Raw genomic sequence first — 25,147 nt, 5'->3', positions numbered from 1 at the left:
CCCCCGGTGCAATGCCATCCATTGATCGATCGATCGATCGGTGCGGCGATTTTGCAGCCGCCGGACACGCGATCCGCCCCGGGTTATCGAGGGCCCATGGTGCCTGTCGTCTTCAGGCGGCTGTCGAGCATCCAGCCCATAGTGTCCTCGCCCGTCTTCGGATGGATGAACAGCACCTGAACCCACTCCTTGTAGGGGGTGTAGACGGTGACGCGGTCCTTGGGAATCAGGAACCTGCCGCTGTCGCAGGCGGCGTCGGGTGCCGTGTACAGGCGCGCCCGGCCGGTGCCGACCACGACCGCGCCGTAGCGTGGAACGAAGCCAGGGCTCGCATTCGCGACGGCATGGAGCTGCTCGCACTGTTTCGGATCGGCCGGCGCCGCCGTCGCCGCCACGGCCTGCTGCACCGCAGCGACGGCCAGGCAGGCCACGCACCACCATGAAGTTGCTCTGGACATCGGCGAATTGTCCATCGATTGAAGCGATGGGACGCCCGCCGCGCGGCTGCGTCAGAATGGCCGCGTGCCGCCTACACCCTCCTCCACCCAGCCTCCCCTCTTCCACGCCAGCCACCTGCACAAGCGATATGGAGACACGACGGTCGTGAACGACCTGTCGTTCGAGATCGCGCCCGGCGAATGCCTTGGCGTGATCGGCCCGAACGGCGCGGGCAAGACCACCACCATCCGCATGTGCCTGGGCCTCACCGCGCCCGACGGCGGCGACATCTCCGCGCTGGGCCTGCGGATGCCGCACGACGCGCTGGCGATCAAGGCTCAGCTCGGCGTGGTGTCGCAGTTCGACACGCTCGACCCAGACTTCAGCTGCGCCGAGAACCTCGTGGTGTACGGCCGCTACTTCGGCTTCAGCAAGGCGCATGTGCGTGCGCGCGTACCGCAGCTTCTGGAATTCGCTGCGCTGTCGCACAAGGCCGACGCGAAGCCGGGCGAGCTCTCGGGCGGCATGCGGCGGCGGCTCTCGCTGGCGCGGGCGCTGGTCAACGATCCGAAGCTGCTGCTGCTCGACGAGCCCACCACCGGGCTCGACCCGCAGGCACGCCACCTGATGTGGGAGCGGCTGCAGGTGCTGCTGCAGCAGGGCAAGTCGATCCTGCTGACCACGCACTTCATGGACGAGGCCGAGCGCCTGTGCTCGCGCCTGCTGGTGCTGGACCACGGCCGCAAGATCGCCGAGGGCCGCCCGCGCGACCTGATCGCCGAGCACCTGGAACCCGACGTGGTCGAGGTGTACGGCAACGGCGCGCTGTCGCTGGCGGAATCGGCCGAGCTGAAGGCGATGGCCGCGCGCGTCGAGGTCAGCGGCGAGACGGTGTTCTTCTACACGCAGGACGCACGCAGGCTGCTCGACGCGCTGACGCGGCACAGCGGACTGCGCACATTCCATCGGCCCGCGAATCTCGAAGACCTTTTCCTGAAGCTCACGGGCCGTCAGATTCGCGAGGACGGCTGAAATGAGGTTCCCCCCCAGGCTTGCCCACTTCGTGTGGCCGCCAACCCCCTCGCCGGGGGCAATACCTGCGGCCCGGCAAAGCCGGTTCCGCGGTATTTCTGAAATGGAGCAGCAACCATGAACAACGTCTCGAGTGCGGCACCGGCACTCACGCCTCCCTCGCCTTCGCCATGGCGCCCGCCCGAACTCTCGCTGCGCTGGTGGCCCGTGTTCCTGCGCAACCTGCTGGTGTGGCGCAAGCTCGCTCTGCCGAGCCTGATCGGCAACATCGCCGAACCGCTGATCTGGCTCGTGGCCTTCGGCTACGGCATGGGCGCGCTGGTGGGGCAGGTGTCGGTCGACGGCGTGAAGGTGCCGTACATCCTGTTCCTCGCGAGCGGCTCGATCTGCATGAGCGCGATGAACGCGGCGAGCTTCGAGGCGCTGTACTCGGCCTTCTCGCGCATGCATGTGCAGAAGACCTGGGACGGCATCATGAACGCGCCCGTCGGCCTCGACGACATCGTGCTGGCAGAGATGCTGTGGGCGGCGTTCAAGTCGATCTTCACCGTGACGGCGATCCTGTTCGTGATGCTCGGGCTGGGCATCAGCCACAGCCCGAAGCTCGTCGTCGCTTGGATGGTGCTGATCGGCGCGGGCATCACCTTCTCGTCGATCGCGCTGATCTTCAACGCGCTGGCGAAGGGCTACGACTTCTTCACCTACTACTTCACGCTGTTCATGACGCCGATGATGTTCCTGAGCGGCGTGTTCTTTCCGCTGGAGCAACTGCCCACGGCCGTGCAGGCCGTGGCGGCGTGGCTGCCGCTGACGAACGCGGTGGCGCTGGTGAGACCGCTCTTCATGGACCAGTGGCCGGCCGGCTGGTGGGTGCACGCGGTGGTGCTGGCGGTGTATGCGGTGGCGTCGTTCTGGGTTGCGCTGTCGTTGACGCGGAAGCGGTTCAGGGCGTGAGCGGACCAGCGCCGAAATTGGCGATGAACAGGTCCCGAAATTTCAGTTCTTCGTTATTGAAACCGGCGATGCATCGCTGAACCAGAGGAACGATGGGGTGACGATGCACCTCGTTGCGAAGATCGCCCTGATGCTCGTAGTTCAGCGCTTCGATCACCTCGTTCAGGAGTACTGGTGAACGGTCGTCGACAAGATGCATCGCTGCATCGAACCCCGCCATGCAGTCCGCTGACAGAAGCAAGGAAAGAGCCGTTGCATGCAGCCACACGTCCGGGCTCTTCGCTTCGAGGATCGCCCGGCAGAGCCCTGTGACCTCGGGGCTGCCTCTTTGCGCCAGCTCCGTCAGCGCCGATCCTGCGCAGGACGGCTCTTCATCGAAGCCTCGTGCCAGACCGAGCAGCGTGTCGAGCGAGACTTTGCTCCATTCGGGCGCATCCGGAAATGCGATCTGTATGGCCTCGACATCGGTGAGTGACGCGGCAGGCAATCTGATTTGCGGAAGCATCATTTCAAGTAGCGTTCGACAGCGCCTGCGAGCGGGCTGTCCTTTGACAGGTCGCCGAACGCCGCACCCGGTGTGTTCGCCAACGGAAGTTCGATGGGAACGCCACCGGGATTCCAACGCTGGCCCGCGGCGTTCAAAAACCTGCCGACCGTTACGCGCACGGCCGCCTCGTTATGTAGATTGAATTCCTTCGTCACGTTGTCGAAGTCTGCGGTCGCGCTGCCCGCGACCCTGGCAAGCAGTCGCTCCCGCATTAGCCGGGCGAGAGCCTCCGCGCCGCTCGCAGTGCGGCCATCTACCAGAACGACGACGGGGATCGCCCTCAACGAATCACCCGTGAGGGTCGCGGAGATTCGATCACGGAATTCGCTCGCCGGGACCGTCACAGTCGTGATTCCCTCTGTACGTGAGGAAGTCTTCAACACTGCCTCCTCCGGCGGAACGAACAGGGAGGCAACCGCAGCGGTTTCCTCCAGAGAACCTCCGAGGTTGTTGCGCAAGTCCAGGACCCACAACCTGGGCCTGTTCGGCGTGGCCGTCAACTCCCGCTGAAGCTTGGCGACGAATTCGTTGGCCGTGACCCCGCGCTGCAAGCGCGAGATACGCACGTAGAGCACATCGCCATCAAGACGCTCGGTTCGCACCGAAGAAATGGTGATGACGTCGCGTCGCACAGGCAGCTCGAGCGATTGTCCTTGCCGTTCGATCTTCACCACGGCCGTCGAGCCCGGTTCACCGCGCAGCAGGTCCAGGGTGTCGTCCAATCCTGTCGAAAAAATTGAGACGCCGTCGACAGCCTCGATGCGATCGTCGGCCAGCACGCCTGCGTTGGCGGCCGGGCCGCCCTGAATCACTCCGATTACCTTGATCGGCTCGCCCTCCAGCTTCTTCGACAGAAACTCCAGTCCCATCGCTCCTCGCGGCCGCTTTCGCTCGCGCTCACGGCTCTCGAACCGGCCCGGCGGCGTATAGGTGCCTGCGGGATCCACTGTGGCCAAGGCCTGGCGAATGCATTCGTCGGTCAGCAGGATTGCGCTAGTCAACGTAACGTAGTGAATGGATTTTCGACACGCCGACTCCAGGGTCGCGCGATCCGGAGGCACTTCAAGCTCACGGTCCAACGTATCGACAAAGGCCCGCCACCTCGGCGACTTGAACACCTCCGCCGTCCGGCTTTCTTCGCTGGCAACGACGAAAGGAGAACTCTCGCGCTTGAAAAGCGAGAGCTGGCTTTCCGGTTCAGCCGCGCTCAATTCGTTCGCAGCGAGGGCGGTAGTCACGACAACGAGGATACCGAGATAGTTTTTTCTGAAGATGGGCATTTTGTTCATCGAAGGACGCGTCATCGATGCGGCTCGGGGCAAATCCTGCCATACACCCCCAAGCCTCTGCTGCCAGCCCTTGAGGTTTCGCAAGCTGCGCCGTAAACGCGGTTCGCATTCAACCCAGCTGCCTCAACGCGACAACTCCCGCGGTCCGGGCCCGCACCTCAGGCGAAGCCAGACAGGTGGCAACCGCTTCGTAACCCGGCGCACCGGGGTACGGTGCGACTTGCACCGGCGGGCTGTGGTTCGCGGGGCAGAGGATGATGGTCTCGTCCGGCCCGACGGCGGACAGGTCGAGGATGGCGCAGGAGCGGGTGAGCATGAAGAGGGCGCGCGCATCGGGGCCCCGGCGGCGCAGCCAGGCGATCAGCGCTTCCTGGGTTGCGTGGTCGAGGCCCTGTTCGATCATGTCCACGACCAAAGCGTCGGGCCCTTCGGCTTCCAGCCCGACGAGCAGCGCGATCAGGGCATCCGATGTGCCGGCCCCGTCTTCCACGAGCCAGGCCATCGCCTCGTCGACGCGGGACTTCAGGCGAGGGTCGCTTTCCAGCAGCGATTTCGCCGCGGCAATCCCGCCGTCCTCAAGTCTCTCCAGCCCCAGCATGACCGCATCGGGCAGTGCCTCGGCGAGGCTGTGCGCCAGCCGGGTCTTGCCGCTGCCGAGCGGGCCGATGATGTAGTTCAGCGAGCGGATGTCGCGCAGCTCGAAGAGTTCTCCGCCCCATGGCCACGGGAGTTCGAATGCGACGCGGACTTCGCTCGACGGTGCCTGCAGGTCCATCAACTCGTCGATGGTCGGTGCACGGCCCTGCATCAGATCGCTTCGCAGTCCGCGGACCTTCTCGACTGTGTTGGCGAGCTGGCGAAGCTGCGACTCCAGCGCTGCCTGGTGTGCCGCGAGCGTCGGCTCCAGCCCGCTGGAATTGCCGTCCAGCACGCGTTCGACCTGCGCGAGACTGAAGCCGAGCGCGCGCAACGCGACGATCTCCGCGGCGCGGTCGAGCTCCTTTTGGCCATAGGTGCGCCAGCCCGCTTCGGTCCGGCCGGGCGCCACGAGTCCGCGCTGCTCGTAGAGCCGCAAGGCCTTGGCGGAAACGCCGAGCCGCTTCGCGGCTTCCGATGGGCTGAGAAAGCGGGTGGTGGATGGCATGAAGAGAACCTTTTTCGACAGTTTTCTCTTTTTAGGGGCTGCCCCTGGGGCCGGGTCAACAGGTGGAGCCGAAAGATTTGGCCCATGAGCCTTGCGGGTTCAGAATGCCCGTTCGCGGCCGACTGTAGCCCTTGCAGAAACCGACGCTTGCAAATTAGATTGCACACAATCTAATTGCTCGCTACAATTCGACCCATGCGCTCCACCCAAGTCTCCGCCGACGAAATGCTCAAGCTGGACAACCAGCTGTGCTTTGCCGTGTATTCGGCCTCGCTGGCCATGACGCGGCTCTACAAGCCGGTGCTGGAAAAGCTGCAGCTCACCTACCCCCAATACCTCGTGATGCTCGCCCTCTGGGAGCAGGACGGCCTCATGGTCTCCGAGCTCGGCGAACGCCTTTCGCTCGACTCGGGCACGCTCACGCCGCTGCTCAAGCGGCTCGAAGCCAGCGGCTACGTGGCCCGCGTGCGCGACGTGGCCGACGAGCGCCGAGTGCACATCACGCTGACATCCACCGGGCGCAGGCTCAAGAGCCGCGCATCGAACGTGCCGGCCTGCCTGATGGCTGCCGCCGAGTGCTCGGTGCCCGAACTGATTTCGCTCACCCAGCAGATCCAGACGCTGCGCGACCGCATCAAGAAGGCAGCCTGACGCATCGCACCATTTTTCTCCCGCTTCGGTCGATCCCATCAATCAAGAGAGAACGAAGCCTTTTCACCACCCTCCCTCCGTTTCATCATCACCAAAGGAATCACCATGACCACCAAGCTCGACAAAGTCCTCTACACCGCAGAAGCCCACACCGTCGGCGGCCGTGACGGCGCAGGCAAGTCCAGCGACGGCGCCATCGACGTCAAGCTGAGCTCGCCCGGTTCCGGCAAGCCCGGTACCAACCCCGAGCAGCTGTTCGCGGTCGGCTATGCCGCCTGCTTCATCGGCGCGATGAAGGCCGTCGGCCCGAAGATCGGCGTGAAGGTGCCGGAAGACGTCGCCATCGACTCCAGCGTTTCCCTCGGCCCGACGAACGGCGGCGCTGCTTACGGCATCGCCGTGAAGCTGGCGATCACGCTGCCCGGCCTTGACGCAGATGCAAAGCAAAAGCTGGTTGATACCGCTCACCAAGTTTGCCCCTACTCGAACGCTACTCGCGGCAACATCGACGTCGAACTGACGATTGCCTAAACGCGCGTTGCACACACGAACAAGCGGCCCGGCCACAAGCCGGGCCGCTTTTTTCATGCCCGCCGATGTCTCACGGGTGACGCCGAAACCCGCCGCGCGATGGCGCCTTTCACGAAGCTTGGCTAACGTAGGCGCACATCACAACCGCCAGGAGCCACGCTCATGAGCACCACCAGCCTCCTCATCCGCAAAGACCAGCTCGCCACCACGCGCCTGCACACCGCCACCGACGAAGCACTCGCCGACGGCCAGGTGCGCGTGCGCATCGACAGCTTTGCGCTCACCTCCAACAACATCACGTATGCCGCCTTCGGCGACGCGATGAGCTACTGGCAGTTCTTCCCGAGCGGCGAAGAGGGCTGGGGCAGCATCCCCGTGTGGGGCTTCGCGAGCGTGGTGCAGTCGCTGCACCCGGGCGTGCCTGTGGGCGAGCGTCTGTATGGCTACTGGCCGATGGCCTCGGGCGCGGTGCTGAGCCCCGGCCGCCTCTCGCCCGAGCGCTTCACCGACGTAGCACCGCATCGCGCGGAACTGCCCGCCGTCTACAACCAGTACTTCCGCTGCGCCAGCGACGCGCTCTACACGGCCGACACCGAAGACATCCAGGCCCTGCTGCGCCCGCTGTTCATCACCTCGTGGCTGATCGACGACTTCATGGCCGACAACGACTTCTTCGGCGCCAACACCATGCTGCTGTCGAGCGCGTCCAGCAAGACGGCCTACGGCACCGCCTTCCAGCTGCACAAGCGCGAAGGCATCGAAGTGATCGGCCTGACCTCGCCCGCGAACGTGGCCTTCTGCGAAAGCCTCGGCTGCTACGACCGCGTGGTGACCTACGACGCGCTCGATTCCATCGCGGCCGACACGCCCTGCGTGTACGTCGACTTCGCCGGCAACGGCGAGCTGCGCAACGCCATCCACGAGCGCTTCGCCAGCCTGAAGTACAGCAGCTCCATCGGCGGCACGCACGTCGAGCAGCTCGCAAGCAAGGGCGCGGGCAAGAGCCTCCCGGGCCCGCGCGCCACGCTGTTCTTCGCGCCGGCGCAGATCAAGAAACGCACCACCGAATGGGGCCCCGAGGAGTTCGGTCGCCGCATGGTCGCGGCCTGGCACGACTTCATGGCCGTGGTCACCGACGCGAAGGCGCCCTGGCTGCACGCTGAGCACCACGACGGCGGCGAGGCGGTGCAGACGGCCTACGCGCAGGTGCTCGCAGGCAAGGGCGATCCGCGCACGGGCCACATCCTTTCCCTTTCCAGGCAACCCGTCACGTCCTGAGACGGTCGGGCGCCCGGCGGCGACGACAATCGCCGCATGACCCAATCTTCCGCGGCGCCCGCGAACACACATCCCTACGAGAGCCTCACGCCCGACGTGGTGCTCGACGCGCTCGCGACGCTCGGCCTGCACGGCGACGGCCGTCTCACCGGCCTGAATTCCTACGAGAACCGCGTCTACCAGGTCCACCTGGAGGATCGCAGCGCGGTGGTGGTCAAGTTCTATCGCCCCGGCCGCTGGAGCGAGGCCGAGATCCTCGAGGAACATGGTTTCTCGCTCGAGCTGGCCGCCGACGAAGTGCCGGCCGTGCCGCCCCTGGCCTTCGACGGCAAGACGCTGCACCACCACGCGGGCTTCGCCTTCAGCGTGAGCCCCTACCGCGGCGGCCGCGCACCTGAGCTCGACGACTTCGAAGTGCTCGAATGGGTGGGCCGCTTCCTGGCGCGCATCCACACGGTCGGCAGCGCAAAGCCTTTCGAGGCGCGGCCCGCGCTCGACCTGCAGACCTTCGGCATCGCGTCGCGCGACTGGCTGCTCGCCAACGACAAGATCCCGCTCGACGTGCAGCGCGACTGGGAAAAGACCTGTAACGAGGCGCTCGACATGATCGGCGCGACGGCGTTGGCAGCCAACCCGCCTTCGAGCGACTTCCAGCCCCGCAAGCTGCGCCTGCACGGCGACGTGCACCCCGGCAACATCCTGTGGACGCCCACCGACCGCCCCGGCGGCGGGCCGCACTTCGTCGACCTCGACGACGCGCGCACCGGCTTCGCGGTGCAGGACCTGTGGATGCTGCTGTCGGGCGACCGCGCGCAGCGCACCGCGCAGCTGTCGGGCCTGCTGGACGGCTACGAGCAGTTCCGAGAGTTCGACCGGCGCGAGCTGGCGCTGATCGAGCCGCTGCGCACGCTGCGGCTCATCCACTACAGCGCGTGGCTGGCGCGGCGCTGGGAAGACCCGATCTTCCCGATCAACTTCCCGTGGTTCGGCTCCAGCGACTACTGGAAGGGACAGATCCTCATGCTCGAGGAGCAGTGCGAGCAGATGGCGGAAGAGCCGCTCTACGCCTGAGCCTGGTCTTCCTGCGCCGCTGCAAGGCTGTCCGCCACGCCCTGCAGCAGCCGCTCGACCAGCACGTTGGCCGGCCCGTTGCGCCAGATGCCGTAGGCCTCCGACTGCGCCACCGCCCTGTCGAGCGGCCTGAACACCGCGCCGCGCAGGGCCGAATGCCGCATCGCCTGCGGCACCAGCGCCACGCCCAGGCCCTGCGACACCCACGAGACCACCGCCAGCCAGTGGCGCACCTCGTGCCGCACCTCGGGCAGGAAGCCCGCGTCGGCGCAGATGGTCAAGATGCGCTCGTGGTAGTCGGGAGAAACCTCGCGCGAGAACAGCACGAAAGGCTGCTCGCGCAGGTCGGCCGGCGCCAGCACGCGCTTGCGCGCCAGCGCATGGCCGGAGGGCAGGCAGGCCACGAAGGGTTCGGACAGCAGCAGCCGGTGCTGCAACTCGGGAGGCACGCGGTGCGTGTGGGCGAAGCCGAGGTCGAGCCGGTCGTTCATCAGCTCGGCGATCTGCATGCCCGAATTCAGCTCGCTCAGCGTGATGCGCACCGCCGGATGCTTCGCCTGGAAGGCGCGCAGCGCCTGCGGCAGGCCCCGGTAGAGCATCGCGCCCACGAAGCCGATGCGCAGCCGCCCGGCCGAGCCCAGCGCCACGTCGCGCGCTTCGATTGCGGCTTCTTCCGCCTGCAGCAGCACGCGCCGCGCCGAAATGCGCAATGCCTCGCCGGCAGGCGTGAGCCGCACCTCCTTGCTGTTGCGCTCGAAGAGTCGCGCGCCCACGTTGTCCTCGAGCTGCCGTATCGCCACCGACAGCGGCGGCTGCGAGATCGACAGACGCCGCGCCGCGCGCCCGAAGTGCAACTCTTCGGCGAGCACGGAGAAGTAGCGCAGGTGTCGCAGTTCCATGAATAGCCAGATCGAATCGAACAAGACCAAATCGATATTAGACACGGATCGTCGCGGCTTCAACAATGCGCCAAACCAAGGAACCCATGGAGACAACGCGCATGCCAGAGCACGCCCATCCGATCCCCGACCGCCACGGCCAGAACCTCTTCACCACCGACGCCGAGCTGCACGCCCTGCTCGCGCTCTACCTGCCCGAAGACCTGCGCCGCCACATGCAGCCGCACTTCGAGCGCCTGGGCGGCCTCGCCGGCGGCCTGATCGACGAGCTGGCCGGCACGGCCGACCGCAACCCGCCCGTGCTGAAGCAGCGCACGCGCACCGGCCTCGACGAGCAGAAGATCGTCAAGCACCCCGCCTACGTGGAGATGGAACGCCTCGCGCTCGCCGAGTTCGGCCTGGCCGCCATCTCGCACCGCGACGACACGCTGGGCTGGAAGGGGAAGATGCCGCCGCTGGTCAAGTACGTGCTGACCTATCTGTTCGTGCAGGCGGAGTTCGGCCTGTGCTGCCCGGTGTCGATGACCGATTCGCTCACGCGCACGCTGAAGAAGTTCGGCAGCCCCGAGCTGGTCGCGAAGTACCTGCCGCGCCTCACCTCGCTGGACTTCGACGAGCTCGCCCAAGGCGCGATGTTCATGACCGAGCAGGCCGCCGGCTCCGACATCGCCGCCACCGCCACGCTGGCGCACCGCGAGGCAGACGGCAGCTGGCGCCTCACGGGCGACAAGTGGTTCTGCTCCAACCCCGACGCCGACTTCGCGATGGTGCTCGCGCGCGCCGACGATGGTGCGGCCGGCATGAAGGGCGTCTCGCTGTTCCTGCTGCCGCGCCAACTCGACGACGGCAGCCTCAACCGCTACCGCATCATCCGGCTGAAGGACAAGCTGGGCACGCGCTCGATGGCCAGCGGCGAGATCCGCCTCGATGGCGCCACCGCCTGGCTGGTGGGCGAGGAAGGCCGCGGCTTCGTGCAGATGGCCGACATGGTCAACAACTCGCGCCTGTCGAACGGCGTGCGCGCCGCCGGCCTGATGCGCCGCGCGGTGGCCGAGGCCGAGTTCATCGCTTCCGAGCGCCGCGCCTTCGGTCGCACGCTGGAGCAGATGCCGCTGATGCAGCGCCAGCTAGACAAGCTGCGCCTGCCCGCCGAGCAGGCCCGCACGATGGTGTGCCAGACGGCCTTGGCGCTCGCGCGCTCCGATGCAGGAGAGCCCGACGCTTACGCGCTGCTGCGCATCCTCACGCCGCTCATCAAATTCCGCGCCTGCCGCGATGCGCGCAAGGTCACGGGCGACGCGATGGAAGTGCGCGGCGGCTGCGGCTACATCGAGGAATGGAGCGACGCGCGCCTCGTGCGCGACGCGCACCTGGGCTCGATCTGGGAAGGCACGAGCAACATCGTGGCGCTGGACGTGATCCGCGCGGTGAAGCGCGAAGGCTCGCTGCCGGTGCTGCGCGCGCACTGCGCGAAGCTGCTCGACGACGCGGCGCTCGCTCCCGGGTTCGCCAAGTCGCTGCGTGACGCGCTGGACCGCGCCGCCGCGCTGACGGAGACCGCCGCGCGCGAAGGCGGTGATGTTCTTGCGCGCCAGGCCGCCTCTGCCCTTTACCACTGCACCAGCGCCATCGCGATGGCATGGGAGGCCTCGCGCGGTGGCTCCCACGCGCGCCTGCGCTGGGCGCAGCTGGTGCTGCTGCACCGCGTGCTGCCGCGCGATCCGCTCTCGCCCGACGCGATGCCGGCGGACTGGAACGCCACGAGCACCTCGTCCACGGCCGTGCCCGCCTGAGCCTTTCCTTTCATTCAAAAAGACGGAGACATCCCTTGAAACGCTTCACCTTCCTGCTGGCCGCCTGTGCCACGCTGATGACGGCCATGCCAGCCGCGCAAGCCGCCGACGCTTTCCCCTCCAAGCCCCTGATGCTGGTCGTTCCCTTCCCGCCCGGCGGCCCCACCGACGCCATGGCGCGCACGCTCGCCGCCGAGATGAAGGACCGCCTCGGCCAGCCCATGATCGTGGAGAACCGCGCGGGCGCCGGCGGCAACATCGGCGCCGAATACGTGGCGCGCGCCGAGGCCGACGGCCACACGCTGCTGTTCGGCACCTCGGGCCCGCTGGCCATCAATTCGAGCCTGTACCGCAAGATCAACTACGACCCGGTGAAGAGCTTCGCGCCGGTGATCCAGGTGGGCTACCTGCCGAACATCCTGGTGGTGAACCCCGCGCTGCCCGTGAAGAACGTGCAGGAGCTGGTGGCCTACGCCAAGGCCAACCCCGGCAAGCTCAGCTATGCCTCATCGGGCAACGGCGCCTCGTCGCACCTCGCGGGCGTGCTCTTCAATTCGGTGGCGGGCACCGACCTGCAGCACATTCCCTACAAGGGCACGGGCCCCGCGCTCAACGACCTGCTGGGCAACCAGGTCAGCATGACCTTCACCGACATCCTCACCGCGCTGCCCTACGTCAAGGCGGGCAAGCTGCGCGCTCTGGGCGTGGCCACGGTCGCGCGCTCGCAGGCGTTGCCCGAGGTGCCGACGATCTCGGAGCAGGGCTACAAGGGCTACGACGTGAGCGTGTTCTTCGGCATCGTCGCGCCGGCCGGCACGCCTGCCGATCGCGTGAACAAGCTCAACCATGCGTTCACTGAAGTGCTGAATTCGCCCAAGGTGAAGCAGATGTTCGCGGCGCAAGGTCTCGAAGTTCCGGCTGACACTTCGCCGCAGAAGCTCGGGCAGTTCATCGCAGGTGAGTCCGTGAAGTGGAAGGACGTCGTGAAGAAATCGGGAGCGCAGCTCGACTGAGGCAGTCATCCGGGGCGCGATCACGCCGACGGGGGACATTCGCGGAGCGGAGTACCCGGCGGCCTGTGCACGCGCCCCGAAAAGCAAAACACAGGAACAAGAAATGACACAAGCCCAAGGCGCCCTCGCAGGCATCCGGGTCCTCGACATCTCCCGCATCCTCGGCGGCCCCTACTGCGGCCAGATCCTCGGTGACCACGGTGCCGACGTGCTCAAGGTCGAGCCGCCGCAGGGCGACGACACGCGCACCTGGGGCCCGCCCTTCAGGGAAGGCGTCGCCTCGTACTACCACGGACTCAACCGCAACAAGCGCGTGCAGCACCTGGACTTCTCGACCGAAGAAGGCCGCGAAGCGCTGCTCGCGCTGGTGGCCGAGGCCGACGTGCTGATCGAGAACTTCAAGACCGGCACCATGGAACGCTGGGGTATCGGCTATGAAGAACTGTCGAAGCGCTTCCCGCGCCTGGTGTGGTGCCGCGTCTCGGGCTTCGGCTCCGACGGCCCGCTGGGCGCGCTGCCCGGCTACGACGCCGCGGTGCAGGCCATGACCGGCATCATGAGCATCAACGGCGAAGCTGAGGGAGGCCCGCTGCGCGTGGGCCTGCCGGTGGTCGACATGGTGACCGGCCTCAACGCGGTGATCGGCGTGCTGCTCGCACTGCAGGAACGCAACCGCAGCGGACGCGGGCAGTTCGTGGAAGCGGCGCTGTACGACAGCGGCCTCTCGCTGCTGCATCCGCACGCCGCCAACTGGTTCATGGACGGCACCGAGCCGCGCCGCACCGGCAATGCGCATCCGAACATCTACCCGTACGACGCGCTCGCCACCGGAACCGACCCGGTGTTCGTGGCGGTGGGCAACGACCGGCAGTTCGCCAGCCTGTGCCGCTGCATCGGGTTGCCCGATCTGGCTGACGACCCGCTCTACCGCACGGCCGGCGCGCGCTCGGTGCACCGCGACGGACTCAAGCAGCAACTCGAAGCGGCGATGGCCGCTTTCGATGGTCGTGAACTGGTCGAGCAATTGATGGCCGCCGGCGTACCCGCCGCGCCCGTACTGCCGGTCGACGCCGCGCTGCAGCATCCGCACACGCTGCACCGCGAGATGGTGGTGGAGATGCCCGGTGGCTATCGCGGCATCGGCGCGCCGGTGAAGCTGAGCCGCACGCCGGCGAGCTACCGACATGCGCCGCTCACGCCGGGCGATGCCTTCCTTCCCCAGGACGAGGGTTCAACGCAGCAGCATTGATGACCGGCCGCGGCCGATGCCGTAGTACGCGATGCCCGCCGACTCGACCTCGGCGGCGTCGTAGACGTTGCGGCCATCGAACATGACCGGCGCGCGCAGCGCCTTCGCAATTTGCGCGAAGTCGGGGCGCCTGAACTCATCCCACTCCGTGACGAGCGCCAGCGCATCGGCGTCCTGCAGCGCTTCTTCCGCCGTGGCACACCAGCGCACATCCCCGCGCTCGCCGATGAGATCTCGTGCATTCGGCATCGCCGCCGGGTCGTAGACCTGCACGCGCGCGCCCGCCGCCCACAACCGCTCCAGCAGCACCAGGCTCGGCGCATCGCGCATGTCGTCGGTGTCGGGCTTGAAGGCCAGGCCCCACACCGCGATGGTCTTGCCCGCGATGCGGCCGCCGAAGTGGTGCGTCATCAGGTCGAACAGCCGGCCCTTCTGCTCGTGGTTCGTGGCCTCGACGGCAGAGAGGATGCGAAGCGCATGGCCGTCGCGCTGCGCCGCATGCGTCAGCGCTCGCACGTCCTTCGCAAGGCAGGAACCGCCGTAGCCCGCGCCGGCCTGTAGAAAGTCGGGCCCGATGCGACGGTCCGCACCGATGGCGCGCCGCACCATCTCGATGTCGGCGCCCGCATGCTCGGCCACGCGCGCCATCTCGTTCATGAAGCTGATTCGGGTGGCGAGCATGGCGTTGGCCGCGTACTTGGCGAGCTCGGCCGAACGGCGGTCCATCAACAGCAACTGCTTCGGGTCCTGGATGAAGGGTTCGTAGAGCCGCGTCAACAGGTCGATGGCCCACGGGTCTTCGCTGCCGATCACCACGCGGTCGGGCCGGCGGCAGTCGCGCACGGCCGAGCCTTCGCGCAGGAATTCGGGGTTCACCGCTACCGCGATGCGGTGCCGCGCGCCACGCTGCGAAAGCTCGCCGCCGAGCACTGCCTCGACCTGCGCGGCCGTGCCCACGGGCGCGGTCGACTTGCAAACCACCAGCGCATCGCGGTCGCGGTGCCGCCCGATGCCGGCTGCCACCGCGATCACGTGCCGCAGGTCGACCCGGCCTTGCGCATCGGCCGGCGTGTTCACCACGATGAAGAGCAGGTCTCCATGCAGGCAGGCGGTGCGCTCGTCGGCCGTGAATTGCAGCGTGCCGGCGGCGATGCCCGAGGCCACCAGCGCCTCGAGCCCCGGTTCGTGCAGCGGCATCAGGCCGCGCTGCAGCCCCTCGATGCGCGCCAGGTCCGCGTCCGCGCACAGCACCTCGTGGCCCGCCTCGGCCAGGCAGGCGGCGAAGCTCAGGCCCACGTAGCCTGCGCCGAAGATGGTCACTTTCATGGGCGGCCCCATGGCGTGCGGCACTGGTGGCGGGCGCGGTTGTGCGATAAAAGCAGGATGCAAGCCTTCAAAACGATGTCCGGACAGGAAAATTCGATGATGCCCGATCAAGTTGCCGCGCGTTGCGCGCTGGTCCTGGAGACCAACAACCTGCGCGGCGGAGCCGATGCCGAAGCCAGGGCGGGTGCCAGCCTGCAGCGCCTGGTCGCCCTGCTGGCCAGGCAGAAGCTGCCGCTGAGCTCGCTCGCGCAGGTGGTCGTCACGCACGACGGACTGAGCGCCGCCACCTGCGAGGCCGTGAGCGCGCTCGCGGGCCGCCCGGTCGACTTCGTGCGCATCGACGCCGCCACCGGCTATTACGACGCCAAGAACGTCGGCTTCGCGGCTACCGACGCTCAGCGCTGCACGCACGTGGTGTTCGCCGACGCCGACTGCCTGCCCGACGACGACTGGCTGCTGCAGATGCTGCGGCCCTTCACCAAGGGAGCCGACGCGCCCGCCGTGGTGGCCGGCCGCACCAGCTACGCCGCCAACGTGGTGGGCACCGCGCTCACCACCATCGACTTCATGTACTTCCCCAACGCCGACCATGCCGGCGCCACGAGCAACTTCTACGCGAACAACGTGGCCTTCCGCCGCGAAGTGTTCGAGCAGCACAGCTACCAGGCGCTCGACGGCGTGTACCGCGCTCATTGCCAGGTGCTGGGCATGCGCCTGAAGGCGGCGGGCGTGCCGATCCACTATGCGGCTGCAGCCCACACCGAGCACCGCCTGCCCGACACGCGGGCCGAGGCGCTGAAGCTGCGCTGGATGCGCGGACAGGACACCTATTCGCTCACGCCGCACCTGCTGCGCAGCTATGTGTCGCCGCGCTGGCAATGGCTCGCGAAGAGCGGGCCGATCGGACCGCTGGCGGTGCTGTTCACGCGGCTGGGCTTCAGCATGAAGGCGCTGAACCATCAAGACCTGCCCCCGCTGCGCGGACTGCGCTGGCTCGCGGGCGTGGCGCTCATCCTCGGCTTCTCGGCCGTCGACATGCTGGGTGCGTTCGCGCGCGGCATCGGCTGGCACACCACGGGCCGCACCAACGCCGATGCGCAGGCGCTGTCGTACCACCGGCCCTGAACGGCGCTCTCGCTTCTTCTCCAGAAAAACAAAAAGACAGGAACCATGTCCATCCGCTCTTCGTTCACCGCCCGCCGGCTGGCGCTCGGCATCGCGCTCGCGGGCGCCTTCACGCTGGCCGGCGCGGCCGACTTCACCGGCCGCGGCGTCTTCAATTTCAGGTCCGACACCGGCTGCCCCTTCGCCGCGCTCGCGGGCCAGGGCAACGACTGCAATCGCCTCGCGCTCGACGACCCGGACACCCGCGCCGCGCTCGACATCGGCGCACACACCATCCGCTTCGTCAACACGCGCAGCTACAGCGAGAAGACCATCGTCGGCGACGTGCTGCTGCAGGGCTCCGGCCAGGCGCGCGGCAGCAGCCAGCGCGTGCCGCTGACCTTCCATGCGCTGCTGAGCCGCTCGGGCAACGAGTGGTCGATCAGCAGCCACGCGCACACGCCCATCGGCGGCGAGTTCAGCGACATCCGCATCGACCCGTACCAGATCGTGGTGGTGAGCGAGTCGACCACCGACCATGTGCTGCTCACCGCCGACCAGATCGTCGAGGCGCTGGCCCGGCCCTCGCTGACCGCGCGGCTGGCCAACGTGTTCGTGCAGGTGGACGACAACCGGGCCGAGGGCGCGAAGGATGCCGACATCACCATCGGCCTCGGCCTGAGCAGGGCCTCGAAGTCGGTGGCGCGCGCGCGTTTCCATGCGCCGGGCGCCAAGGGCCGCGACCTGGCCGAGGCCATGCAGCAGGGCAACTGGACGCTGGAGCTGCAGGCGCTGAGCGGCCAGATCCCGCGCCAGGTGGTGCAGCGCGACCTGTTCCTGTACGGGCTCGAATCGCAGTCGCTGCTGCAGCCGCTGCTGCAGCGCGGCTTCCGCAAGAACGAGAAGCTGGTGCTCGGCGCCGCCAACGGCAAGGGCTACGTGCGCTACGACGGCCAGCAGCGCGAGTTCGCGGGCGCCGACGCGGCCGCGCGTGCCTTCCTGCAGGACAGTTTCATCGGCCTGGTACTGGGCTGGCAGCAGCAGCACACGCCCGTGAAGACCAAGACGGATGCCCGCTGACTCGCCAGCCGGCGTTTCGGCCGGCTTCGACTGCCTCTCGCCGCCGCGGCTGCGCGGCTGGCCCGCGCTGCAGGCCTGGCTGGTGCATCGCGTCAAGCGCGCCGCGCTGCGCCAGCTGCATGCGAGCAATGCGGGCGAGATGCTGCTGCTGCGCTTCTATCTGGTGGGAGAGGAATCCTCCGAGCAGGCGCTGCAGCGCGAGCTGCGCATCGCGCCGCCCGAGTGGCTTGCGCGCCAGCTCGACCAGCACCTGGCCGACGAGCAGCTGCACGCGCGCCTGTTCGCGCAGGCCATCGTCGAGCGCGGCGGCAATGCGCAGGCCGCCGCATCGCCCGAGGAGGCGCCGCAGCCCGACTGGTTCAGCCGTCGCAAGCTGGCGCGCTGGCAGGCGCTCATCCGCCGCCATGCGCCGCACTTCGCGCACGGCGGGTTGGTGCCGGCCTACGCCATCGGCCTCTCGGCCGAGCAGATGGCCTCGCGCATCCTGCAGCGCCACTGCGCGCTGATCGGGCCGCAGCATGAACTGCATCCGCTGCTGTCGCGCGTGCTGGCCGACGAGGACCGACACATCCGCCTGTGCACCCGCACGCTGCAGCGCTGCGTGGCGCCGCACGAAGAGGCGCGGCTCGCGCAGCTGATGCGCGAGGTGCGCGACACCGAGCGCGGCTTCGGCGTGACCGGCGCGCTCGGCATGTGGCTCGCCGGCGCGGCGCTGCGGCTGCGCCCCGGCGCCGAGCGGCCGGTGCGGCACCACGCCTGAGCGATGCCGCCGCGCATCCTCTACCTCGCGACCGCGGACGCGCGCGGCCACCTGATGCGCGCGCAGCTGCTCACGCATGCATTGCGCGCGGCCGGCGCGCAGGTTCGCGTGCTCACCACCTCGGACGAAGGCGCGCGCTTTCTCGCCGGCTTCGGCATCGAGGCGCCGGTGCTCTCGCGCCACTACGCGGTGCAGTTCGACACCCAGCAGAACATGCTGCGCCGCGAGACCGACCGCAACGTGGCGCTGTACATGTTCAGGCCCGAACGCATGCTGCGCGACGTGTGGCGGCTGCGCGCGCACTTCCGCGATGCCGACCTGGTGGTGAACGACTCCTTCCACCCCGCGCTGCTGCTGATGGGCTGGCTGCCCTTCTGGCGACGCAAGGTGGTGCACGTGTACGGCGCGAGCCTTCGGCACGCGCTGGAGACGAACTTCAGCGGACGCATGCCGGGCTTCGTCGCCAGGCTGTTCAGCGGCATCGTGGCCTGGCAGATCGACCGCAGCCTCGCGCGCATCGAACACGACTTCGCCTACGGCGAGCCCCGGCACGACGGGCACGGCCGCCACCGGCTCGCCACGCCGGTGGCGGTGGTGGACGCGGCCGGCCACTGCGATGCATCGCAGCAGGTGGCGGCCGTGTATCTCAATCCGCATTTCCAGGAGCCGGCACTGGCCGACGGGCTGGAACAGGGCCTGGCCGACGCAGGCGTGCCTGCGCACCTGGTCGGCGAAGGCTATGCGCATCGGGCGCACTGGCATGCGCGGGACGAGCACTGGATCGAGGCGGCGGCGCGCAGCGCGTTCATCGTTTCCGCGCCCGGCATGGCGGCGCTGTCGATCGCGGCGGTCTACCGCAAGCCGATCCTGCTGTTGCTCACGGACCAGCCCGAGCAGGCGATCAACGCAGGCCGCGCGGCGCAGCTGGGGCTGGCGCACCGCGTGGTGGTGTGGCGCGGCGATGCACGGAAGTTCGCCAGGGCCGTGGCCGCCGCGGCGGGCGAGCTGCTCGACTTGCCGGACGGCGAGGTAAATGCATCCGAAGGGCGGCAGGCCGCCATCGATCGGCTGCGGCGCTGGACCGGGTTGCTGTCGGCGCTGGCGGAGACTGCGCGCGGCTCGTGATGCTGCCGCACGGCTTCTTCAGTGGCTGCCCGCCGAGCCGCGCGCCGAATCGACCACCGCGCGAAAGACCCGCGCCATCGCGCGCACCGGCGACATCTCCGACCACTTCGCCGCTGCCGCAGCCTTCGGCGGCGCCGAGATCAGGCCCCGGCCCATGCGCAGCGACACATGCAGCTTCCTGAGCGTGAAGCCCGGCCGCGCCGCCTTGCGGCGCAGCCCGAGCCCGAGGCCGCGCGCGGTGTCGGCCACGACGAACTGGATCACCAGGCACTTGCGCCCGGCCGCCGGCTCCATCTCGAAAACAAGGCTGCGCCGCCGCGATCCGGTGACGCGCTGGCCGGGCAGCACCGCGCCGTCGAGCATCGCGTGCACGCTCGTGGCCTTGGCGTTGCTGCGGTAGTCGATGCGCACCTCGACGCGATGCGGCTGCATCTGCGACAGCGGCAGCGATCGCGAAGACAGCGCCGGCAGCGGCACCACGAGGCAGGCGAGCTCGCCCTCGCTGCGCGCGCCCTCGCCGTCGAAGCCGGCCCAGCCGTGGCTCAGCCAGCTCATCGCGGGGCTGCCGGGGTGGAACAGGTAGGGGCGCTCCAGCTGCAGCTCGGCCATTTCGGCCAGGCCCCGGGTCTGATCGTCGAGGCCCCAGCGCGTGAGGAAGGCGCGGTCGATGGCCGTCGTGGGCCAGGCCGGAAAGCTCCGTACGGCGCCGCCACTGCCCTGTCCGTCATCCAGGCCGCAGGCCTCGGCCATGAAGTCCATCGAGCCCAGCTCGGCGCCCACGGGTATCCAGCCTGAGCAGGTCTTCGGCAATTGCTCCGGCGCGTTGCGGTCGGCACGGATCAGCGCGTGCGCGGGCTTGCGGAAGTAGCGCGCCTCGGTCAGCACGCTAGACGACAGGCTGGCGGCGAAGTGCACGTTGGCCGCCGACAGCAGCGCATAGCTGTTCTCGCTCGTCCACGCCACGTTGGGAATGGCGCGCGCGATGGGCGCGAGGTCGTGCAGCGCGCTCTCGTAGGGATGCGGCTTGACGACCAGCAGGTCGACGCCCTGCGCCAGCTCGCGCAGCGGCGCGATCACGCTGGCCGGATGCATGGTGCGGCCGCCGCTGATGAGCGACAGGTCGACCAGGCTCTGGCCGAAGAAGAGGCCCACACGCAGCCTCGGGTCGAACAGCGAGGCCGCGCCGTGGCGCGCGAAGCGGCCCTTGAGCGCGCTCGCGTGGTTCCAGAAGAGTTCTTCGTCCACGCGGCGCGCGAGCAGCGCCGCCTCGATGGCGGGGTCGTTGGTGCGCGCGCAGAAATGCAGGTGCTCCGTGAAGCGGCGCGGATCGATCTCGATGTCGAGATAGCTGGCGCCCGAGCGGTCGATGCAGTGCTGCTGCGCGGGCGTGAGGCCCCAGCCGATCACCAGGCATCCGGGGCCGAAGGCCGGCATGCCGTCGCGACCGGCCAGCGGCGAGAGGTCGGCGATGCAGGCACGCGCCCAGCCTGCGGGCGTGGGGGGCAGATCCAGCCGGTCCATGAGGCGCGCGACGTCGATGCGGCCGCCTTCGGACAGCGGCGCCGCCTCGCTGGCCGGCAGGCCCAGCCGGCCCAGCGCGGAGTCGAAGAAGCCGCGCAGGAAGCGCCGGTTGGCGACGTGGTACTGGAGCCCGTTGGCGGGAGAGCGGAAGAAATCGTCGGCGAAGACGACGTTGTGGAACCGGCGAGTCATCATGGCCTCGGGAGGCGGCGCTCTTCTGCGCTGCCGCAAGCCGCCCCGCCGACCTTTCTTGTGAGCGATGCGCCAATCTAGGCAGCCACTCTTAGCCCGGCGTGAGCAAGGAGCCCCGCCTTCGCAAAGTTGCCGTAAAGGGCGCGGCGCCCGCCGGTCTTCAGTCCAGCGAAAGATTGAGGTCGCGGATCAGCGGATGCCAGCGCGCCGATTCGCCCCGCAGCAGCGCCGCGAACTGCGAGGGCGCGTCGCCCGCGGGCTCCACGCCGTACTCGGCGAGCCTGCGCAGCACGGCCGGGTTGTGGATGGCGCTGGCCACCGACTGCTGCAGCCGCGACACGATCTCGCCCGGAGTGCCGGCGGGCACCACCAGGCCCATGAGCGCGGCAGCCTCCACGCGCGGAAGGCCGAGCTCGGCAAAGGTGGGCACGCGGGGCAACTGCGCCAGCCGCACCGGATGCGCCACCGCGAGCGGGCGCAGCCTGCCGCTCTGGATGAAGCGGCGCGAGGCGGCCAGGTCGCACATCATCACCGGCACCTGGCCGCCGGCCACGTCGGCCACCGCGGGCGCGGCGCTGCGGTAGGGCACGTGGACCATCTCGAGGCGGGCCTCGCGCTCCAGCAGCTCCATCGCCAGGTGCTGCGGGCTGCCCGTGCCGGCCGAGGCGTAGCTGACCTTGCCGGGGAAGGCGCGCGCGTCGTCGATGAAGGCCCGCGCGTCCTTCACGCCGCTGGCCGGGCCGACCAGCAGCACCATCGGCAGCCGGCCGAGCAGGGTGACGGGCGCGAAGTCGCGCGAGGGGTTGTAGCTGAGGTTGCGGTAGAGCGCCGGGTTGAACACCAGCGTGCCGCTGTCGGCCGACAGCACCGTGTAGCCGTCGGCCGGGGCGCGCGCGGCTTCCATGGCACCGAGCGCCGTGTTGCCGCCCGCGCGGTTCTCGATGACGACGGACTGGCCCGCGTCGACGGCGAGCTGGGCGGAGATGGTGCGCGCGACGATGTCGGCGCCGGCCCCCGCCGGGTACGGCACGATCCAGCGGATGGCCTTGGCGGGGTATGCGAACTGCGCCCTCGCCGCGCGATGGACTCCCAGGGCCGCGAGGGCGGCCATGGATGCGAGCTGCAGCAGGAGCGATCGGCGGGGCATCACGGGCGACTGTCTCCGGGGGAGATACCGGCCGCCATGTTAGGCCGCACCGCGTGTCCGCGTGAGAGGCGCGCCTATAGGCGCATCAGGGCGCGACGGGATTGCCAGGCGTGCCGGCATCGCGGGTCGAAATCGCGGCGGCGGCGGCAGCCGTCGCGGTCGCCGCCGGTGCGCGGTAGGTGACGTTCACCGCGGGCGCGACGGGCGCCGCGGGCTCGGGCGGCGGCCGGGTGATCTTGACCAGGGGCGCCCGCCTGACGGTCGCCGCCGGCGCGGCGCTGGCGGGTGCCGCGGCCACCGGGGCGGGCGGGGGAACCGGGCCCACGGGCGTGAACGGGGCCGCGGGCGTCGAGTAGTACTGCACCGGGGCCGGCGCGGCGGCCGTTCCGGGGGAAGCCGAAGGCGCGGCAGAAGCCACCGCACCGCCTGCCGGGGGTACGCCGGCCGCCGTGGCCGTGGCTGGCGCCACAGGAGCCACTGGAGCCACTGGAGCCACTGGAGCCACTGGAGCGGTGGGTGCGGCGTTGGGGTCGTAGAGCATGGTGCTCTTGCTCACGCCCGTGCGCACCGGCCCCACGCCGACGCCCACGCCGGCCGAGCCCGACACCTGCCCGCCGTTGTTCACGGCCACGCCCGCGCCGAGCGGGCCGAAGCCGGTGTTGAGCCCCACGGAGAAATTGCCGTCCTTCGTGGCGCCCAGCCCCAGCGAGAGCCCAGGCACCAGCGGAATGCCGACGTGATAGTGGGAACAGCCGCCCGTCAGGAGCAACAGCAGCGCCGCCGGAACGACGGCTGCTGTACGAGTGACGCGCGGCCGGTCGTTCACACCAGCAGCGCGTTGACGCGCCTCACGTAGGCCGCCGGGTCCGCCGGCAGGCCGCCTTCGGCCAGCAGAGCCTGGTCGAACAGGATGTTGGCGAGGTCGTCGAAGTGCGAGGAGCCCTCGAGCTTCTTCACCAGCGGATGCTCGGCGTTGACTTCGAGCACCGGCTTCAGCTCGGGCGCGGGCTGGCCGGCCTGCTTGAGCATGCGCGCGAGCTGCGTGCTCATGCCGCCGTCCTGCACCACGAGGCAGGCGGGCGAATCGACGAGACGCGTGGTCACGCGCACGTCTTCCGCCTTGTCCTTGAGCGCTTCCTTGAGCTTCTCGAGCAGGGGCTTGAACGACTCGGCGGCTTCCTCGGCGGCCTTCTTCTCGGCCTCGTCCTGCAGCTTGCCCAGGTCGACGGCGCCCTTGGCCACGCTCTGCAGCGGCGTGCCGTCGAACTCGTTGAGGTAGTTCAGCGCCCACTCGTCGACGCGGTCGGTCATGAGCAACACCTCGATGCCCTTCTTCTTGAAGACTTCGAGCTGCGGGCTGTTCCTGGCGGCGGCGAGCGTGTCGGCCGTGATGTAGTAGATCGCGTCCTGGCCTTCCTTCATGCGGGCCTTGTAGTCCGCGAAGCTCACGCTCACCGTGTCGGTGGTGGTGGAGGCATAGCGCAGCAGCTTGGCGATGCGCTCGCGGTTGCCGAAGTCCTCGCCCAGGCCTTCCTTGAGCACCGCGCCGAACTCGGCGTAGAACTTGGCGTACTTGCCCGATTCGTCGGCTGCGGCAGCGGCGGTTTCCGCGGCGGTGGGCGCGTTCTTGTCGACCACGTCCGTCACGCCTTCGGTCGGCTCCGGAGCCGGCACCGATTCGCCCGAGCCCACGTCGATTCGGCCCTCGCCGCTCTCGGGCGCGGTCTTCTGCTTCTTCGCCAGGTCTTCCAGCATGCCGAGCACGCGCTTGGTGCTGCCTTCGCGGATCGCCTTCACGTCGCGGCTTTCCTGCAGCAGCTCGCGGCTCACGTTCAGCGGCAGGTCGGCCGAGTCGATCACGCCCTTGACGAAGCGCAGGTAGCTGGGCATCAGCGCCTCGGCGTCGTCCATGATGAAGACGCGCTTCACGTAGAGCTTCACGCCCGCGCTCTTCTCGCGGTTCCAGAGGTCGAAGGGCGCCTTGGCCGGAATGAAGAGCAGCTGCGTGTACTCGGTGCTGCCTTCCACGCGGTTGTGGCTCCAGGCGAGCGGGGCCTCGTAGTCGTGGCTGATGCTCTTGTAGAACTCCTCGTACTGCTCGGCGGTGATGTCCTTCTTGGGGCGGCTCCACAGGGCGTTGGCCTTGTTGACGGTTTCCCATTCGCCGGTCTTCACCATGTCGCCGGGCTGGTCGTTCTCGCCGTCCTTCCACTCTTCCTTTTCCATCAGGATGGGCAGGGAGATGTGGTCGGAGTACTTGCCGACGATCTGCTTGAGCTTCCAGGCGTTGAGGAACTCGTCAGCATCTTCGCGCAGGTGCAGCGTGATGCTGGTGCCGCGCTCGGCGCGCGTGATGTCGGTCACCTCGAAGTCGCCGGCGCCGCCGCTCACCCAGCGCACGCCCTGGTCGGCCGGAAGGCCCGCGCGGCGCGACTCGACCGTGATCTTGTCGGCCACGATGAAGCCCGAGTAGAAGCCCACGCCGAACTGGCCGATGAGCTGCGCGTCGGCCTTCTGGTCGCCGCTCAACTTGCTCATGAAGTCCTTGGTGCCGCTCTTGGCGATGGTGCCGAGGTTGTCGATGGCCTCCTGGCGCGACAGGCCGATGCCCTTGTCGGTGATGGTGATGGTGCGCGCGGCCTTGTCGAAGCTCAGGCGCACGTCGAGGTCGGACTGGCCTTCGTAGAGCTCGGGGTGGTCGAGCGCCTCGAAGCGCAGCTTGTCGCACGCGTCCGATGCATTCGAGATCAGCTCGCGCAGGAAGATTTCCTTGTTCGAGTAGAGCGCATGCGTGACGAGGTGCAGCAGCTGCGCGACTTCAGCCTGGAAGGGGAGTTTGGTTTTGGAGGAATCAGCCATGGAAAGAGAAATGTCGAAGCCGAAAAATTCTAAGTCGGGCGCGGCGCCAGGGGGCGCCGCCGCGCCAACGTCTTCAATTGGGTTGTCTTTAGTCCTCATCAAGGGCAAATGAAGCCCAACGTTTGATTTTGGGCATTCCTGAAG

General features: G+C 68.4%; 23 protein-coding genes. 13 read left to right on the top strand and 10 right to left on the bottom strand.

All coding sequences use genetic code 11. From position 1 onward, the window contains the following. Positions 1-83: 83 nt before the first annotated feature. Complete coding sequence (locus BMY35_RS32700) at positions 84-458, bottom strand: hypothetical protein (RefSeq protein WP_143043018.1); 375 nt, start codon at positions 456-458, stop codon at positions 84-86. A 64-nt stretch (positions 459-522) separates the two neighbouring features. On the opposite strand from BMY35_RS32700, the gene BMY35_RS32695 reads away from it, so the two are divergent. Next, positions 523-1,470, top strand: a complete 948-nt coding sequence (locus BMY35_RS32695) for an ATP-binding cassette domain-containing protein (RefSeq protein ID WP_093208363.1) — start codon at positions 523-525, stop codon at positions 1,468-1,470. A 117-nt stretch (positions 1,471-1,587) separates the two neighbouring features. Then, positions 1,588-2,424: an ABC transporter permease gene (locus BMY35_RS32690; protein WP_093208361.1), complete on the top strand. Its 837-nt coding sequence runs from the start codon at positions 1,588-1,590 to the stop codon at positions 2,422-2,424. On the opposite strand, the gene BMY35_RS32685 is transcribed toward BMY35_RS32690, so the two are convergent. The 3 genes from BMY35_RS32685 to BMY35_RS32675 all read right to left on the bottom strand — a co-directional run bounded on the left by BMY35_RS32685 (position 2,414) and on the right by BMY35_RS32675 (position 5,404). Then, entirely contained in the window at positions 2,414-2,932 is a 519-nt protein-coding gene (locus BMY35_RS32685; RefSeq protein ID WP_093208358.1) for a hypothetical protein, read from the bottom strand. The two genes, BMY35_RS32690 and BMY35_RS32685, sit on opposite strands and share 11 nt — an antisense overlap. Continuing rightward, complete coding sequence (locus BMY35_RS32680) at positions 2,929-4,275, bottom strand: S41 family peptidase (RefSeq protein ID WP_093208356.1); 1,347 nt, start codon at positions 4,273-4,275, stop codon at positions 2,929-2,931. The genes BMY35_RS32685 and BMY35_RS32680 overlap by 4 nt, the downstream gene beginning before the upstream one ends. Positions 4,276-4,369: 94 nt before the next feature. Further along, complete coding sequence (locus BMY35_RS32675; protein WP_093208353.1) at positions 4,370-5,404, bottom strand: MerR family transcriptional regulator; 1,035 nt, start codon at positions 5,402-5,404, stop codon at positions 4,370-4,372. A 195-nt stretch (positions 5,405-5,599) separates the two neighbouring features. On the opposite strand from BMY35_RS32675, the gene BMY35_RS32670 reads away from it, so the two are divergent. The 4 genes from BMY35_RS32670 (at position 5,600) to BMY35_RS32655 (ending at position 8,935) form a co-directional block, all read left to right on the top strand. After that, complete coding sequence (locus tag BMY35_RS32670) at positions 5,600-6,055, top strand: MarR family winged helix-turn-helix transcriptional regulator (RefSeq protein WP_093208350.1); 456 nt, start codon at positions 5,600-5,602, stop codon at positions 6,053-6,055. A 105-nt stretch (positions 6,056-6,160) separates the two neighbouring features. Next, positions 6,161-6,586 (top strand): organic hydroperoxide resistance protein, encoded by a 426-nt coding sequence (locus BMY35_RS32665; protein WP_093058675.1) that lies wholly within the window; start codon positions 6,161-6,163, stop codon positions 6,584-6,586. 162 nt (positions 6,587-6,748) lie between these two features. Next, positions 6,749-7,864 carry a DUF2855 family protein gene (locus tag BMY35_RS32660; protein WP_093208348.1) on the top strand — a complete coding sequence of 372 codons (1,116 nt, stop codon included), beginning with the start codon at positions 6,749-6,751 and terminating at the stop codon, positions 7,862-7,864. 36 nt (positions 7,865-7,900) lie between these two features. Then, entirely contained in the window at positions 7,901-8,935 is a 1,035-nt protein-coding gene (locus BMY35_RS32655) for a serine/threonine protein kinase (protein ID WP_093208345.1), read from the top strand. On the opposite strand, the gene BMY35_RS32650 is transcribed toward BMY35_RS32655, so the two are convergent. Next, positions 8,926-9,834 (bottom strand): LysR family transcriptional regulator, encoded by a 909-nt coding sequence (locus BMY35_RS32650; RefSeq protein ID WP_093208520.1) that lies wholly within the window; start codon positions 9,832-9,834, stop codon positions 8,926-8,928. The genes BMY35_RS32655 and BMY35_RS32650 overlap by 10 nt on opposite strands. A 101-nt stretch (positions 9,835-9,935) precedes the next feature. On the opposite strand from BMY35_RS32650, the gene BMY35_RS32645 reads away from it, so the two are divergent. From BMY35_RS32645 to BMY35_RS32635, 3 genes are all read left to right on the top strand, one after another. Continuing rightward, positions 9,936-11,627, top strand: coding sequence for an acyl-CoA dehydrogenase family protein (locus tag BMY35_RS32645; RefSeq protein WP_256230281.1), 1,692 nt, complete (start codon positions 9,936-9,938; stop codon positions 11,625-11,627). A 35-nt stretch (positions 11,628-11,662) separates the two neighbouring features. After that, positions 11,663-12,640: a Bug family tripartite tricarboxylate transporter substrate binding protein gene (locus BMY35_RS32640; protein WP_093208340.1), complete on the top strand. Its 978-nt coding sequence runs from the start codon at positions 11,663-11,665 to the stop codon at positions 12,638-12,640. A 103-nt stretch (positions 12,641-12,743) separates the two neighbouring features. After that, positions 12,744-13,889 carry a CaiB/BaiF CoA transferase family protein gene (locus tag BMY35_RS32635; protein ID WP_093208338.1) on the top strand — a complete coding sequence of 382 codons (1,146 nt, stop codon included), beginning with the start codon at positions 12,744-12,746 and terminating at the stop codon, positions 13,887-13,889. Here BMY35_RS32635 and BMY35_RS32630 read toward each other — a convergent pair. After that, complete coding sequence (locus tag BMY35_RS32630) at positions 13,872-15,215, bottom strand: UDP-glucose dehydrogenase family protein (protein ID WP_093208517.1); 1,344 nt, start codon at positions 15,213-15,215, stop codon at positions 13,872-13,874. The two genes, BMY35_RS32635 and BMY35_RS32630, sit on opposite strands and share 18 nt — an antisense overlap. 96 nt (positions 15,216-15,311) lie before the next feature. Here BMY35_RS32630 and BMY35_RS32625 point away from each other — a divergent pair, with 96 nt between their 5' ends. Genes BMY35_RS32625 through BMY35_RS32610 form a run of 4 tightly spaced genes read left to right on the top strand, consistent with a single transcriptional unit; the run spans position 15,312 to position 19,284 of the window. Next, entirely contained in the window at positions 15,312-16,340 is a 1,029-nt protein-coding gene (locus BMY35_RS32625; protein ID WP_093208336.1) for a glycosyltransferase family 2 protein, read from the top strand. 45 nt (positions 16,341-16,385) lie between these two features. Then, positions 16,386-17,399 carry a hypothetical protein gene (locus BMY35_RS32620; RefSeq protein WP_093208334.1) on the top strand — a complete coding sequence of 338 codons (1,014 nt, stop codon included), beginning with the start codon at positions 16,386-16,388 and terminating at the stop codon, positions 17,397-17,399. After that, positions 17,389-18,159 (top strand): hypothetical protein, encoded by a 771-nt coding sequence (locus BMY35_RS32615; RefSeq protein ID WP_093208332.1) that lies wholly within the window; start codon positions 17,389-17,391, stop codon positions 18,157-18,159. The genes BMY35_RS32620 and BMY35_RS32615 overlap by 11 nt, the downstream gene beginning before the upstream one ends. 3 nt (positions 18,160-18,162) lie before the next feature. Beyond that, positions 18,163-19,284: a glycosyltransferase family protein gene (locus BMY35_RS32610; protein WP_093208329.1), complete on the top strand. Its 1,122-nt coding sequence runs from the start codon at positions 18,163-18,165 to the stop codon at positions 19,282-19,284. Positions 19,285-19,302: 18 nt separating this feature from the next. Here BMY35_RS32610 and BMY35_RS32605 read toward each other — a convergent pair whose 3' ends face one another. The 4 genes from BMY35_RS32605 to htpG all read right to left on the bottom strand — a co-directional run bounded on the left by BMY35_RS32605 (position 19,303) and on the right by htpG (position 25,003). After that, positions 19,303-21,000, bottom strand: a complete 1,698-nt coding sequence (locus BMY35_RS32605) for a hypothetical protein (protein WP_093208326.1) — start codon at positions 20,998-21,000, stop codon at positions 19,303-19,305. A gap of 157 nt (positions 21,001-21,157) precedes the next feature. Beyond that, on the bottom strand, positions 21,158-22,144 hold the full coding sequence (locus BMY35_RS32600; RefSeq protein WP_093208325.1) for a Bug family tripartite tricarboxylate transporter substrate binding protein: 987 nt from the start codon (positions 22,142-22,144) through the stop codon (positions 21,158-21,160). Between the two features lie 85 nt (positions 22,145-22,229). Continuing rightward, positions 22,230-22,970, bottom strand: a complete 741-nt coding sequence (locus BMY35_RS32595) for a hypothetical protein (protein WP_093208322.1) — start codon at positions 22,968-22,970, stop codon at positions 22,230-22,232. Next, positions 22,967-25,003 (bottom strand): molecular chaperone HtpG, encoded by a 2,037-nt coding sequence (htpG, locus tag BMY35_RS32590; protein WP_093208320.1) that lies wholly within the window; start codon positions 25,001-25,003, stop codon positions 22,967-22,969. The genes BMY35_RS32595 and htpG overlap by 4 nt, the downstream gene beginning before the upstream one ends. Positions 25,004-25,147: the final 144 nt, after the last annotated feature.

This window comes from Variovorax sp. YR750 (genome assembly GCF_900109805.1).
In the GTDB taxonomy this organism is placed as follows: Bacteria; Pseudomonadota; Gammaproteobacteria; order Burkholderiales; family Burkholderiaceae_C; genus Variovorax; species Variovorax gossypii.
Note: the sequence above shows the minus strand (reverse complement) of the source record. Positions and strands in the feature narration are given on the sequence as shown.